The 13021-nt window shown below is 40.9% G+C and carries 14 protein-coding genes; 5 read left to right on the forward strand and 9 right to left on the reverse strand.

Annotated features, from left to right (window positions below; all coding sequences use genetic code 11):
* Positions 1 to 44: 44 nt before the first annotated feature.
* From P2W82_RS23560 to P2W82_RS23580, 5 genes are all read right to left on the reverse strand, one after another.
* On the reverse strand, positions 45 to 815 hold the full coding sequence (locus tag P2W82_RS23560; RefSeq protein WP_336518418.1) for a hypothetical protein: 771 nt from the start codon (positions 813 to 815) through the stop codon (positions 45 to 47).
* A 92-nt stretch (positions 816 to 907) separates the two neighbouring features.
* On the reverse strand, positions 908 to 1330 hold the full coding sequence (locus tag P2W82_RS23565) for a hypothetical protein (protein WP_336518419.1): 423 nt from the start codon (positions 1328 to 1330) through the stop codon (positions 908 to 910).
* Complete coding sequence (locus tag P2W82_RS23570; RefSeq protein ID WP_336518420.1) at positions 1327 to 1548, reverse strand: YgaP family membrane protein; 222 nt, start codon at positions 1546 to 1548, stop codon at positions 1327 to 1329. The genes P2W82_RS23565 and P2W82_RS23570 overlap by 4 nt, the downstream gene beginning before the upstream one ends.
* Positions 1549 to 1877: 329 nt before the next feature.
* Positions 1878 to 2072, reverse strand: coding sequence for a hypothetical protein (locus tag P2W82_RS23575; RefSeq protein WP_336518421.1), 195 nt, complete (start codon positions 2070 to 2072; stop codon positions 1878 to 1880).
* 19 nt (positions 2073 to 2091) lie between these two features.
* Positions 2092 to 3429 carry an erythromycin esterase family protein gene (locus tag P2W82_RS23580; RefSeq protein ID WP_336518422.1) on the reverse strand — a complete coding sequence of 446 codons (1338 nt, stop codon included), beginning with the start codon at positions 3427 to 3429 and terminating at the stop codon, positions 2092 to 2094.
* Between the two features lie 143 nt (positions 3430 to 3572).
* On the opposite strand from P2W82_RS23580, the gene P2W82_RS23585 reads away from it, so the two are divergent.
* Genes P2W82_RS23585 through P2W82_RS23595 form a run of 3 tightly spaced genes read left to right on the forward strand, consistent with a single transcriptional unit; the run spans position 3573 to position 5418 of the window.
* On the forward strand, positions 3573 to 4097 hold the full coding sequence (locus P2W82_RS23585; RefSeq protein ID WP_336518423.1) for a YciE/YciF ferroxidase family protein: 525 nt from the start codon (positions 3573 to 3575) through the stop codon (positions 4095 to 4097).
* Between the two features lie 11 nt (positions 4098 to 4108).
* Positions 4109 to 4774 (forward strand): dienelactone hydrolase family protein, encoded by a 666-nt coding sequence (locus tag P2W82_RS23590; RefSeq protein WP_336518424.1) that lies wholly within the window; start codon positions 4109 to 4111, stop codon positions 4772 to 4774.
* Between the two features lie 11 nt (positions 4775 to 4785).
* The gene (locus P2W82_RS23595; protein ID WP_336518425.1) at positions 4786 to 5418 is read left to right on the forward strand and encodes a phosphoribosyltransferase; all 633 of its coding nucleotides are present in this window, start codon (positions 4786 to 4788) and stop codon (positions 5416 to 5418) included.
* A 236-nt stretch (positions 5419 to 5654) separates the two neighbouring features.
* On the opposite strand, the gene P2W82_RS23600 is transcribed toward P2W82_RS23595, so the two are convergent.
* Complete coding sequence (locus tag P2W82_RS23600; RefSeq protein ID WP_336518426.1) at positions 5655 to 6566, reverse strand: CHAD domain-containing protein; 912 nt, start codon at positions 6564 to 6566, stop codon at positions 5655 to 5657.
* Between the two features lie 661 nt (positions 6567 to 7227).
* On the opposite strand from P2W82_RS23600, the gene P2W82_RS23605 reads away from it, so the two are divergent.
* Positions 7228 to 8046, forward strand: a complete 819-nt coding sequence (locus P2W82_RS23605; RefSeq protein ID WP_336518427.1) for a universal stress protein — start codon at positions 7228 to 7230, stop codon at positions 8044 to 8046.
* 35 nt (positions 8047 to 8081) lie between these two features.
* The gene (locus tag P2W82_RS23610; RefSeq protein WP_336518428.1) at positions 8082 to 8834 is read left to right on the forward strand and encodes an SDR family NAD(P)-dependent oxidoreductase; all 753 of its coding nucleotides are present in this window, start codon (positions 8082 to 8084) and stop codon (positions 8832 to 8834) included.
* Between the two features lie 783 nt (positions 8835 to 9617).
* Here the strand turns inward: P2W82_RS23610 and P2W82_RS23615 are convergent.
* From P2W82_RS23615 to P2W82_RS23625, 3 genes are all read right to left on the reverse strand, one after another.
* Positions 9618 to 10676, reverse strand: coding sequence for an alpha/beta fold hydrolase (locus tag P2W82_RS23615; RefSeq protein WP_336518429.1), 1059 nt, complete (start codon positions 10674 to 10676; stop codon positions 9618 to 9620).
* Between the two features lie 42 nt (positions 10677 to 10718).
* Positions 10719 to 11684: a redoxin domain-containing protein gene (locus P2W82_RS23620; protein ID WP_336518430.1), complete on the reverse strand. Its 966-nt coding sequence runs from the start codon at positions 11682 to 11684 to the stop codon at positions 10719 to 10721.
* A gap of 197 nt (positions 11685 to 11881) precedes the next feature.
* Positions 11882 to 12940, reverse strand: coding sequence for an MBL fold metallo-hydrolase (locus tag P2W82_RS23625; protein ID WP_336518431.1), 1059 nt, complete (start codon positions 12938 to 12940; stop codon positions 11882 to 11884).
* Positions 12941 to 13021 lie beyond the last annotated feature (81 nt).

The following is a 13021-nucleotide window of genomic DNA, read 5'->3' on the forward strand; positions in this document are numbered from 1 at the left end:
CAATGCTCAGGGATTGTCTTACATAAAATAAAAATTCGGCCTCACTAAAAAACAAACCCAATATGTACGATATACCTGAAACCGATGCTGGTGGTTTTCATTACACCGTTCGCATTTAATTCTTTGTCACTTAGTACATAGTTCATTCCTGGAAATTTCTGTGTGAGCATATCCTGCACAGCATCTCTCAGCTGCGCACGTTGTTCTTCCGTCAGATCACTACCAAACTTCGCTTCAATCTTATACGCAGATATTCCAGGACCGATCATCACCAGATCAATAGAAAATCTTTTCCATAATACAAACTGATACCCCAGTTCTCCGCCGATGGTGTGTATGGAAAATTTTGTATCGGAAGAGGCTACCTGTGTGGTACCTCCGGACTTCAGGAAGGTGTACTGATTTTCTCTTTCAAAATTGTTGAATGAATAATAAGGGCCTATGTATAGTCCATGTGGTGCATTGTATTTATTTTCTTTCTGAAGATAAAACCGATAATCCAGTGAAAAATTAAATCCGTTGTTCTTAAGATCCTTTTGCAATTGAAAACTATCTGTTGATATTGTAACCAGTTTCGGCAAAGAGGCCCTTCCGATGTTCATTGACATGCTTTGTCTCTTACTTAATATCCGTTCATAACCAAAAACAACATAACGGTCAACACCGAATAATAACGCACCGGATAAATTATATCTGATTACATTTTTAAATTGCCTTTGCTTAGTGCTGTCCTGTGATTGCGAAAAGCCTGTCATGGAATGGCAGGCAATCATCATACAAAACACAAAGGCGGCTGCCTGTTGAATCTTTTTCATTTTTGTAATATTGTGTCATAAATTTTTTTATCTGGTACAATGATCAGGAAACAGGTACGTGCCTATCACGATGAATTCACCCAGCCGGAAAATTAACCTTGCGGCTGTGAAAGAATAACGGCTTGCTTGTGCAATAATATCCTGCCACAGATGATTAAGACGATTGCCATAAGAGAAACAAGTATCTGTAAAACCGAAAAGATTTTAAAGGTCAGTATTTGAATCAGGATCCACATTACAAGCAATACTCCCTGTACGACCACCATTCTCGGATAATGTCTTGACTTCAGAATTCCGGACGTGGCAATGTATAATCCCCTCAAACCAAACAAGACAAACAGCACCAGGGCAGGAAAAGTATAGTCCGGAAATATCTTTCTGTTAAGCCATCCCGGTTCAAAGTGAATACTTTGACCGCTTGGATCTTTCAATAGGGGAATACTTCCATAAAATGCACCTGCAGCAATTATAACGAGTGTGGTGATACTGGTGTATCGGCAAATGACTTTCGTCATAGTATCCGGTTAATATTATTCTTTTTAAGTGAGCTTAAACCGAATAATGAATACAGCGGGCATGTGCCCACCAAAGCCGTAATGCCCAGTATACCGGCCAATACCAGTATTACCCACTTCACTATTCCTTCAGGAACTTCTAAAAAATAATAGCTGAACAGCAATGCAGAAACTATTATACGAACCAACCTGTCAGTTGTACCAAGGTTCTTTTTCATATGCCTTAAAAGTTTTAAGTTCTGAAATAAATGTCAGGAGTGCCGGTAAGCCGTTTGTTCATCTTTATGACGGATGATTGAGCTTGCGTTAAATAAAAGTGCTGCTTTAATGAATACCTGAAAATGATGAACGTCAACCAGGTTTTTGATTAAAATCAGTGAGGTTCGGATAGTTAAGAGCTGGTGTTACGTGAATCAGGTGCCGGTGACAATTGAATGAGTTTTTTAACTTTCTCTAAAAAACATTTTCTTTTCCTTATTGCGGTGATTACCCTGGCAGATATATGATAGACATTGCATCATAAAATTATACTTCTCTCCCCTCTGAGTCAAGGTCCTTCTGCCGCAGGCGGAGGTTCATATGGAGGCGTAGTCTCCAATTCTTCTTCGGGTGGTGGAATGCTTTCGGGATCATCGGTCCAGACTACCTGCTCACCTGTTTCATCCACCGGCAATCTGTTTTGCGTAAGACTGTCATTCGCCGATATTTCAACGTTTTTATCCTTCTTTTTTGCCCTTGCCATATAGTATCGTTTTATTTTGTTATACGCCGAAAGGATAAGTCTCAGGGGTTAGATTTCCATCAGGTTTCATATGAACGGGGAACAGCGCACTTGTTTCTTCGAGATAGATAAACGCATCATACCGGAGAGGAAGGATGGTGGGAACATAGTTACCGTACTTTTCATATTGCGGATGATATACTACCCCGATTGCTCGGTGGCCTATATGATTCTCCATCATGGAATCATTACGTATAAAATCATCCATCAGCAGCAGTTTGTTTTTCGCTGATGCTTTATGCAGAAAATATTCCCAGCTTCCATCCATTGCTTCAGGCATGGTCATCGTTTGCATGGGTGCACCCCAATTCCGCCCGGCAGTAACTGTACCTTTGTAAGAGCCAAAGCCAACCAACACAACTCCTTTTTCGTGATGCTGTGTACGGGCCAGTTCACCGATATTGATCATGCCTTCATCTGCCATATCAGTAGCCCTGGCGTCTCCTATATGCGTGTTATGCGCCCAAACAACAGCTTTTGAGTTATTTCCATGAAACTTCAGGAGACGTTCGAGTGTATCGGCCATATGCCTGTCACGAACATTCCAGCTATGTGGTCCACCCATAATCATCGCGCGATAATATTTTTCGGCATTCACTGTAACCAATGCATTTTGTTCCGTGCTGAAAACATTTTCGTGATCAGTGTTGTATTGGGGCAGTTTAGTTTGTATCTCTTTGAGCAGTTGAACTACTTCCTGTTGACATGCTTCGGGAACAAGAAGTGTAGCCCGGGCATAGGAATGTCCTTCATCTTTTTTGTAAGGTTCAAAGCAGTGAAAAGCTTCTTCCGCTACTTTCAGAGCCGCAGGATCGGTTTTTTTCAGGTATTGCATAATACTGCTCATACTTTCCCAAAGGCTGTAAACATCCAAACCGTAAAACCCAACTTTATTATTTGCAGACAACTTTTTATTGTGCTGTTGCATCCAGCCGGCAAGTGCCATTATTTCCCGATTTGCCCACATCCATGTGGGCCATCGGTCAAAAGAGTGTAATACATCAAAGATGCCTTTATTATCTGTATCATATCCTTTCACATAACGGTTAAGTCTGTAACAATCCGGCCAATCACCTTCCACCGCAATAAAATTGAAACCTTTTTCCTCCACCAGTTTTCGGGTGATATTTGTCCGCCACTGATAATATTCATGTGTGCCATGTGAGGATTCTCCTAACATCACAATACGCGCATCTGCGATGCGATCAAAAAGAGGATCCAGATCGGCCTTTGACTCCAACGGGTAGCTCCCTTGTTTTATGGCCTCAATTACCTCCTTCATATTCACTGACGCCTGTTTTGTAAAATATCTGCGCATAGAACTTGTCGTATTTGAAGATGATTTTCAAAGCAACTTCATTCGTTATCGAAATACAATGATCGTTGTCAGTAATAATTTTGACTAACCTCATTGTTACGGCCCTTCGACAGCTCCTACATTTAGGAGAATAAAAAAATGTTATGGAAGAGCAATCAGAAACCATATCCACATTATTTCATCTTTTTAAATACAATGCCAGTAAGTGCATGGCCGCTGAAATCCAGCTGAAGCATAGCATGGCAGAGTGGATCACCGGGGCGGGCTCAGTGCAATTGAAAATGGTATTGCAGAAATATTCCGGGTTTGTTGACCAACATGTGCAAAAGCTCGCAGAATTTACGGAAGAAGAAAATCTCAATTCTATTGCTACGACTGACCAGGTGATGAAAGCATTTGTGGATGAAGCAAACCAGAAAAATAAATTGTGTACCGATGCCGAAGTCAGGGATGCCAGCCTGCTTGCCAGTGTACAGCTGATCAATCATTTTAAAATCAGTATGTACGGTACTGCAACAGCTTTTGCTAAGGAGTTGAATCTGGAACAGGCCGCAGCCGTTTTTCATGAAATGGAGATCAATGAAAAACATATAGATGATCGTTTATCTCAATTGGCGGGATTCGAGATAAATAAAAAAGCGCATACGACAATTGTAATCCCGGAGTAAAAATCAGTTGTATGAATAATGACTATCATGAAGACGTGAGAATACCGGTTGAGAATGTCGCCCTGAGTGGCGACCTGTTCATTCCTGCCGCTGCACAGGCCATCATAGTGTTTTCACATGGCAGTGGCAGCAGCCGGTTCAGCAAACGCAATCAGCAGGTAGCTTTATATCTGCGTAAAAGAAATTTTGGAACCTTATTACTTGACCTTCTAACACCGGGAGAGGACAGTCAATACCATAACCGCTTTGACATTACATTACTTACTGCAAGGTTAGCCGGTGCGACTGAATGGCTGAAAAAACAATCCATTTCGAAAAATTGCGCTATAGGTTACTTTGGTGCAAGTACAGGTGCGGCTTCTGCGATACAGGCAGCGGCGAAAATAAAAAATATTGGCGCAATTGTATCGCGTGGTGGCCGGCCAGATCTTGCTTCATCACAAGCCTTAAAAAGCGTGAAAGCACCAGTTCTTCTGATTGTGGGAAGTCTTGACACAGAAGTATTGCAATTAAACAGGAGGGCTTTTGAAGAAATGCTATGTTCTAAAGAACTGGCGATAGTGCATGGCGCATCGCACCTGTTTGAAGAAGAGGGAAAGCTGGATGAGGTGGCCCTGCTGGCAACAGCATGGTTCGAAAAATACCTGAACCCGGTTCATGTTACACGCAGTTTATAAATCAATTTCAGATGTTCAGAGATCGAATAGAAGCGGGATTGCTGCTGGCCGCGAAATTAAAGAAATATAAAAACGACCCCGGAGTAGTCCTGGCAGTGCCGAGAGGAGGAGTGCCCGTAGCTTACGCTGTTGCAAGGGAGTTGGGCTTGCCGATTGAAATTGTACTTACCAAGAAAATCGGGCATCCGATGAATAAGGAATATGCCATTGGTGCAGCAAGTCTTACCGACTATTTCATAGTACCGCACGAATATGTTTCCGAAGAATACATACAGCAGCAACTGAAAGAGATACGTACCAGGCTGAGAGTGATGTACAGACGATTTATGGGAGACCGGGAGCCGGAGAATCTGACAGGAAAAACGGTGATCGTGATTGATGACGGTATGGCTACAGGTAATACTGTACTGGGCACGGTACACGTCCTGAAAAAAAGCAATCCCGGCAAAATTATTATCGGAGTTCCGGTGGCATCTGAAAATGCTGTAAAGTTATTGTCGGAAGAAGTAGATGATGTAGTAACTGTTTTGATACCCGAAGAGTTTTATGGCGTTGGTAGTTTCTATGAAGATTTCCGACAGGTAAGTGATGACGAAGTGATGTTCTATCTTGATAAATTAAAAGAGCTTAGGAAAGCGGGATGACCTTTTTGCCATATGCAGGAAAATCCTATGCAGTCCAGTCAGGAAAATCTGCATGTATTGAAATCAGCTCCAAACCAGAAAACTGCTTTCCCTATACTTATTGAATCCCAAATGATATTCCTTTTCTCCATTATGAGATGATGACATCAATACTGCATTCATCGATGAGAAAGAGTGCAAGCAGACGCGTGATTTTCTCAGGTCTCCGACCCCTTAAAACTCAGGGAAAATATCGGTTAAATATTTACATCCGAAAATCGATCATGCGGCAATTCACGGACAACTGGTGAGTCATGCAACTGATCGTTTTCGTTAAGCAAACGGACGGAAAAAGGTTCATTAAAACTGCTGAGTTTTTCTAAAACAGTCTGCCTGACTCTTTTCTTTCTCTGTACTATTACGTGCTTCATTTCAGCGGCCTGTTTTCTATTTTTCTTACTCCATTTGTGCAGAAAGGGTTTTCCCAGCAACGCCAATGAGGTACATTGATCCTGAATGATCCCCAATTCAACCAGTAACTTTTCCAACATGGGATTAGTCATTACCGCATCATTCCCATTATTTTGTGTCTGTTCGTTTTTTTCATTAGTGAACAGACCGGAATTATTAAACAGATCTTTTAATATTTTTCTCAATGCGTGAAGGTCTTCGTCGTTAAAATCGCTGCGAATGAGAATTGATTTTGTACTGTTCTGGCAGCCCGCAATGTAACGGATGTAATTTTGAAACGAAAACGTATCCGGAAGAATACGGTCCGTTTTTTTCCTGCTTTTTTTTATGGGTTTTCCGGCCAGCATATCTTTCAATTTACGCTGTTGCCTTTGGATTTTTCTTCGTATCGCTTTTAAACAGGAATTGGTCCTTGCTTTATGTCCATTGAGTAATTGCAGGACATCTGTACTTAACAATTGAAGGTCCCTTATAGTACCGGTGATTTTGTATGTGTGCTTCAGGTCCTTCGACATTTGAATTAAATGATAGTGATTATTATCTTCTGATATCATCCGAAGAAAAGCCCTCAATTTTTTATACTCTACGCGGAACTGGTGTATGCTGTAATGATCAAAGCCATTGAAGGAATCCCTTGCATACTCTTTCATCATTCCGTAATGCTCGCCAGCGATACTATGCAATTCAGATCTTTCCATTCGGTTGGAGATTTCGGGTTCTGGCACCATGAGCCTTATGTTACTAAATTATCACACAGAACAATCATAACAAATGAAACATCTCACTACATGTTGTGATTATTGTCAATGATTCAGCGAATTCAATGATGTAATATCAGAACGCGTTGAATACCTTCAGATGCATGGAACGGCGTTGCCGCAAGTCCCATATCAAACAGGTTAAATAATTTATTGTCGACAGTTTAGTTTTGAGTTCCAGGCTTCCCGGGCTCCGAAATTGAATGTCAAACCGGTGATCAAACTTTACTGTTAAAAATCAGCTGTTGTTGGATCATCTTTGCCTTGCACATTACTTGTCAGAGAACTTCAATCAGCCGTGCACGAGGCATGTAAAACCGTAATACGGTGCACGCGTTCCCGCAAAATCTTTTACTGGTATCGGGTGAGTTTATCGGATATTCCGCCAATGGAGATCCGGTAGGGTTATCCAACACCTGGCAACCTGACCATTGTCAGATTTCCATATGACAGAGAACACTTTTTAAAAATCCGGCACAAGCTAGATTTGATCATACAGGTACTTTTTACCCGTCATGGATGAATAGTTTCTTGTTGCCATTGTAAGACGACACCGATGGCCGGGAAACGCTGTATTAGAAACAAATTCAAGTTATTGGTCATGAAAACAATTATTGTTGGTACTGATTTATCATTGAATGGGGCTGTTGCGATCCGCTATGCCGCTGATATGGCGCTCGCAACAGATGCTCATCTGCATATCCTGCATGTACATCAACCAACCTTAAGTTATGTAGAACTTGCACTCCATGTGGACTCCGGGAGCATGGTGTCCGCGGCGGAAAAAGAAATGGAGGAATTGAAAGAATATTTTGAAAAGCTGACGAAAGGAAGGCTTTATATTTCGACAGAGGTGAGAATGGGAGATGTAATAGAGGAACTTCAGCAGGTCTGTAAAAGAATATCCCCCGATTTTGTGGTGATAGGTGCCCAGGGCAAGAGTGCTGCAGCAAGGTTTTTTCTGGGAAGTCATGCGGTGCGTATTATGAGGCAATTGAAGTGGCCGGTGATCGCTGTTCCGAAAGAAGGGCATTTCAGGGTTATAAAAAAGATAGGGCTTGCCTGTGATCTCAATGATGTTGTTGAATCGATTCCAATAGATGAAATCAAATTACTGGTAAAAAGTTTCAATGCCGAACTACACGTCATCAATTCCGGGAAAATGGCCGAATTCTATCCTGAGGAACTGGATCAATCGATCATATTAAGAGAACTGCTGGAAGCTGAAAACCCCACCTTTCACTTTATAGTAAATAAATCGGGGGATAATGCGATTCTTGAATTTGCAGAACAAAATGAAATTGACCTGCTGATTATCATCCCCGGGCACCACAGCGTAATTAAACAATTGGTTACCCGAAGCCATACCAGGAAAATGGTACTTCAAAGTCATGTGCCCGTCATGTCATTGCAGGCTTAGATTTCAACCGGCGCACTGTTTAAAAATTTATGGTAATGAAAAGACTCACGAACAAAACCGCAATTGTAACAGGAGCAGCGGGTGGAATCGGAGCAGCGACCGCAAAATTATTTGTTGAAGAAGGAGCGAATGTATTGGCAACTGACCGGCATATTTCAATCCTGGAAGATTGGGTGAATCCCCTTAAAAAAACAGGTGCAGCGATCGAAGCTCTGGAACATGACGTGGCAGATGTATCTCAATGGGAAAAAGTAATTAATACGGCATTGAAAAAATTTAATCATATAAACATACTTGTAAATAATGCAGGAATATTTCCTGGATTTGTGAATTGCGAGGAAACTTCGTTAGGTGTATGGAACAATGTAATAGCCACCAATCTGACAGGACCTTTTCTCGGATGCCAGGCATGTATTCCACATATGCGGATCAACGGCGGAGGCGCAATTATCAATATTGCTTCAATCGCGGGACTGGTTGGAGGAAACGGTGTTGCTTACTCCGCATCAAAAGGGGGGCTTAGATTATTGTCTAAAGACCTTGCGGTTACACTTGCAAAAGATAAAATCAGGGTGAACACCATTTGCCCGGGCGCGGTATTAACACCTATGACAGCAGAACTGGTCAGCAAAACGATCACTGAGGATATTATTAAAAACGGATCGCCACAGGGCAGAATGGCGAGTGCCCAGGAGATAGCATGGGGCGTACTTTACCTCGCAAGTGATGAATCATCTTTTGTCACTGGTACCGATCTGGTAATAGATGGTGGAGCCGTTGCCAGGTAAATCTGAATTCGTATGCAAAGCAACAGTCAGGTGGAAAATTTGGTTACAGCAGTCAGAGGCTAGGAATGATTAGCTGATTTCTGTAAAAGAGTTGAGTTAAACACTTTAAAGGAGTATACAAAACAGTCGCTGCAGGCATTAATATTTGCCTGCAATGATTAATAAATAGTCACAGGAAAACCCTTTCGTATTGTGTCAGTGTTTATATGGGCGATAAGCTGGTAAAAAACTATTGGTTGATACGTTCTTGCAAAACCTGTGCTATCCCAAATTCCTAATCGCTGGTAATTCTTTTTTAGCGGCAATGGCGAAATTGAATTAAAAGTCAAACGCGCAGTGTTTTATCGCATGCGTCGGCGTCATACTTAATAAAAAGCAAAATTTTAGTTATTGACAATCTCATTAACATGCTTGTAATAAAATCGCAGTGTCATAATTAAGCAATAAGTCTAAAAATCAAAAAGTATTGATGGTAAAGACAAATATGTCACTATTTAATTTTTCAGTTTTACAATACCGCACGTAAGAAATTTTATTTTGCTAAAATGACTATAAAATGAAAAGAAGGATAATTAATTTGCCAGGCAGATTTATTTTTAAGCATGATGGTATGGATTATAAATAACCAAGCTTAACTATTATAAATATTGCCTGAGCAGGTGACGCAAAGGTTTAATACAAAATCGCGGCCAAAATAGTACTCCTAAACTAATATCACTATCCTTCGCTGGTTGACTGGCATAACTGTCTTTCTATTCTACATGTCGTCAGTTGATTTATTTATTAGTCATTTGATAAGCTATCAGCCTCAATGATAGCATCGGCAAAATCCTTTGGGGCCTCCTGGGGCAGATTATGTCCAATACCTTTTAGTAAACGATGAGAATACTTGCCGGTGAATTTTTTTGCATACAACCGGCTGTCGGGATGTGGTGCTCCATTCGCATCACCTTCAAGAGTAATAGAGGGCACACTGATAACAGGGGCTTCTGCAAGTCTTTTTTCAATAATATTATATTGTGTTTCGCCATCAGCTATGCCAAGACGCCAGCGATAATTATGAATCACGATATTAACATGATCCTCATTGTTAAGAGATTCTGCAGTTTGATCAAAAGTAAAATCATCGAAGTCCCATTTTGGTGAAGCGATTTTCCAAATGAGTTTTGCAAACTCATACCTGTATTTTTCATAGCCAACCCTGCCACGTTCAGTTGCAAAATAAAATTGATACCACCACTCAAACTCGGCCCTGGGTAGCAAAGGCATTTTATTATTTTCAGGATTTCCAATCAGGTAACCACTTACAGAAACCATCGCCTTGCACCGCTCCGGCCAGAGGGCAGCAATGATGTTGGAAGTACGTGCACCCCAATCAAAACCAGCAACGATTGCCTTTTTTATTTCTAAGGTATCCATTAGGGCTATAATATCAACCGCTATCGCCGATTGCTGTCCATTGCGAAATGTTTCCTCCGATAAAAATTTTGTAGTACCAAAACCACGCAGGTATGGAATAATTACTCGATAGCCAAAGGCTGTGAGTACATGACTGGCATCGGCAAAGCTGTGTATATCGTAAGGCCAACCATGCAAGAGGATAACTACAGCGCCATCAACAGGGCCATCATCAAGATAGCCAACACTCAAAGCCCCTGCATCGATTTGTTTCAATTGGTCAAATGGTCTATGCATAGTTCCCTTAAGTGTTGCACAGATTTTAGGGGGGTCACTTGGGAATTGATGACTTTCTAATCCCAACATTGCGAGTTCTGCTCCTCCAATATTCAGCAAGGCGTTTTCCAGAAACCTCCTGCGATTGAAGATTTTTTCTGTTGACATCTTTTCTCATTTAGAATTTTATCACATCCTGTAAATTTTAGACTATCCAAAAGTGACTGCAAAAGCTTCTACACCATTATCAAAAAACTCGATTTCAATCTGGCAATCAGAAACAGAATTTGGCTGCCGTATTAATTGGTACAATCGCTGATCGGTAAGCTCACCATTTCCTTGTTCATCAACGTCAATTCCATGTGCAGTTCCCGGCAATTTGCCGTCGATAAGCACACGAAACCGAATTGAAGTTCCTGGTACTGCCGGCCCCATCACCAAATGAAAGTCACGGGCATGAAAACGATATACTATTTTACCCTTTGTATTATTCAGCTTTATGGATTGTTTCTGCACCGTCCAATTACCGGAAAGAGCCCAGTGATTAAGAAGCAAAATCGATGGCGCACCATAAACATGAGGCTTGTCATACTTTAATCCATCGGCAGTAAAATTTTCTGTTCGTTCATAACCGAGGTAGTTTTCCGCTGATTTCAAACTGTTCCAGTCTGCAGCTAGTTCACAACCATCTGCAGTGACCGTCACACCATTGCTCAGACCCGTAGCTCCTGCTTCAACCAGTAATTGCTGGATTATATGTTCAGATTCTTCATATCCTCCTTCACCGAATTGATGATGCCGGATACGTCCCTTAGTATCTATCAAATAACAGGCAGGCCAATACCGGTTATTGAAAGCGTTCCAGATGTCTTGCTGGTTATCTATGGCTACGGGGAAATCAATCTTCATGTCCTTTATCGCTTTTCGAACATTGTCAACGCTTTTTTCAAACGGGAATTCGGGTGTATGCACAGTAATAACCACCAATCCTTTATCCCTATATTTTTCATACCATCCACGTATATAAGGCAATGTGCGTATCCAATTGATACAAGTGTATGTTCCAAATTCGATCAGAACAACTTTTCCCTTCAGGTCTGAAGAAGTAATTGGTTTCGAGTTAATCCATGCATTTGCCCTTTTAAGTGAAGACAATTCGCCATTTGATAATTGCATATTTAATGATTTTGATCGTTTGTGCTGCGTTTTTGAAAAGCCAGCTCCCAATAATCCGGTTGCAACAATGATTATCAATATTGTACTCAAAAAGGAATGTTGTACGTATTTAATTCTCTTTATCATTGCCCTACTTTTATGCTGTTTTCCAATGAAGGATGTAACGTATGATGATCTGGTCATTTGATTATCGTCGGTTATTGTTCGTCAATCCGGAGACTTTGTTCCATTGCATAGCATTGATCCCATATGTAAACATCAAAGCCTGCAAGTTTAGAGGACCACCTCGGAGTTAATGCATTCACACATTGAATGACGACTCGGTCAATATAATTGTCAAAGATTGCCCATGGGTTTTTTGTGTCAGCCGGATCAAGACCTTGACCAGGTTTTGTATTCGCCAATGCCTGTCGTGCTATGTTTTTCAAATCGTTCATGAATTCAAGTTGAAGGGCAACGTCAGCATGTGTGCCTGTTCTTTCTACATGGCCAGATACAAGAATGTCCCATTTCAGTTTATTGATTTCTTCTACTTGAATAAAATACGCAGGTATGTCTTGTGCCAGGGCAAATCTTCTCCAGGGCATCCAACCCGGGAAAATAATATCGGCTACCATTAGCGTTTTTTGCTTTGGCGCATATATGAAGATATTTCCGGGTTCATGTGCATTTCCATGATAGGACAGTTCAAGGATGTTACTTCCAACTTTGAGTATATAATTATCCTTAAACGTAAGTGTTGGTATTGGTCTGTTCATATCATTGGCCCTTTCAAGTAATCGTTTTGTTTCTTCCTGGGCAATAATGATAGTACCCTTATTGGGGTTCAGCGTTTTTGCGCCACCTATATGATCAATATGGGCATGACTATAAATTATGTGGGTGATAGGCTTTTTTGTAATCTCCGCAATTGCTTTTGTGATTCGTGTAGCATAGATTGGAGGTGCATCTACAACAACAACCCCGTTTTCATAAACCATAAACATGGATTGGTAAATGTTATCCGTAATCATATATAACCCTTTACCAAGCTCCTGCAAACGATAACCTTTACCGGCATCAATCGATGGGCCCTTAGCAGATTCATTTACTGTGATGTATTTACCGATTCGTTCGCCGATAGGTGCAATTAATGGCTTATCAGGATAAGGGTTGGAAGCTGAGCGTGATGAATATTGAGCAGATGCAACAACTGCGAAAAGCATAAAGGCGCAAATAAATGTTATGGCTCTTTGTATTTTATTTATCTTTTTCATGAATTTATTTTTTTATATTTTTTATTTTTCATATCGTGTAAGAAATAATAACTGTATATGAAAACTCAAACCGGTTTGAAC

The sequence above is a fragment of the Pollutibacter soli genome, from assembly GCA_029269725.1.
Classification (GTDB): domain Bacteria; phylum Bacteroidota; class Bacteroidia; order Chitinophagales; family Chitinophagaceae; genus Pollutibacter; species Pollutibacter soli.

What these genes read in the sequence shown, in the direction of transcription:
- P2W82_RS23560 (WP_336518418.1), bottom strand. Translation starts at nt 815, where the DNA reads ATGAAAAAGATTCAACAGGCAGCCGCCTTTGTGTTTTGTATGATGATT.
- P2W82_RS23565 (WP_336518419.1), bottom strand. Translation starts at nt 1,330, where the DNA reads ATGACGAAAGTCATTTGCCGATACACCAGTATCACCACACTCGTTATA.
- P2W82_RS23570 (WP_336518420.1), bottom strand. Translation starts at nt 1,548, where the DNA reads ATGAAAAAGAACCTTGGTACAACTGACAGGTTGGTTCGTATAATAGTT.
- P2W82_RS23575 (WP_336518421.1), bottom strand. Translation starts at nt 2,072, where the DNA reads ATGGCAAGGGCAAAAAAGAAGGATAAAAACGTTGAAATATCGGCGAAT.
- P2W82_RS23580 (WP_336518422.1), bottom strand. Translation starts at nt 3,429, where the DNA reads ATGCGCAGATATTTTACAAAACAGGCGTCAGTGAATATGAAGGAGGTA.
- P2W82_RS23585 (WP_336518423.1), top strand. Translation starts at nt 3,573, where the DNA reads ATGGAAGAGCAATCAGAAACCATATCCACATTATTTCATCTTTTTAAA.
- P2W82_RS23590 (WP_336518424.1), top strand. Translation starts at nt 4,109, where the DNA reads ATGAATAATGACTATCATGAAGACGTGAGAATACCGGTTGAGAATGTC.
- P2W82_RS23595 (WP_336518425.1), top strand. Translation starts at nt 4,786, where the DNA reads ATGTTCAGAGATCGAATAGAAGCGGGATTGCTGCTGGCCGCGAAATTA.
- P2W82_RS23600 (WP_336518426.1), bottom strand. Translation starts at nt 6,566, where the DNA reads ATGGAAAGATCTGAATTGCATAGTATCGCTGGCGAGCATTACGGAATG.
- P2W82_RS23605 (WP_336518427.1), top strand. Translation starts at nt 7,228, where the DNA reads ATGAAAACAATTATTGTTGGTACTGATTTATCATTGAATGGGGCTGTT.
- P2W82_RS23610 (WP_336518428.1), top strand. Translation starts at nt 8,082, where the DNA reads ATGAAAAGACTCACGAACAAAACCGCAATTGTAACAGGAGCAGCGGGT.
- P2W82_RS23615 (WP_336518429.1), bottom strand. Translation starts at nt 10,676, where the DNA reads ATGTCAACAGAAAAAATCTTCAATCGCAGGAGGTTTCTGGAAAACGCC.
- P2W82_RS23620 (WP_336518430.1), bottom strand. Translation starts at nt 11,684, where the DNA reads ATGCAATTATCAAATGGCGAATTGTCTTCACTTAAAAGGGCAAATGCA.
- P2W82_RS23625 (WP_336518431.1), bottom strand. Translation starts at nt 12,940, where the DNA reads ATGAAAAAGATAAATAAAATACAAAGAGCCATAACATTTATTTGCGCC.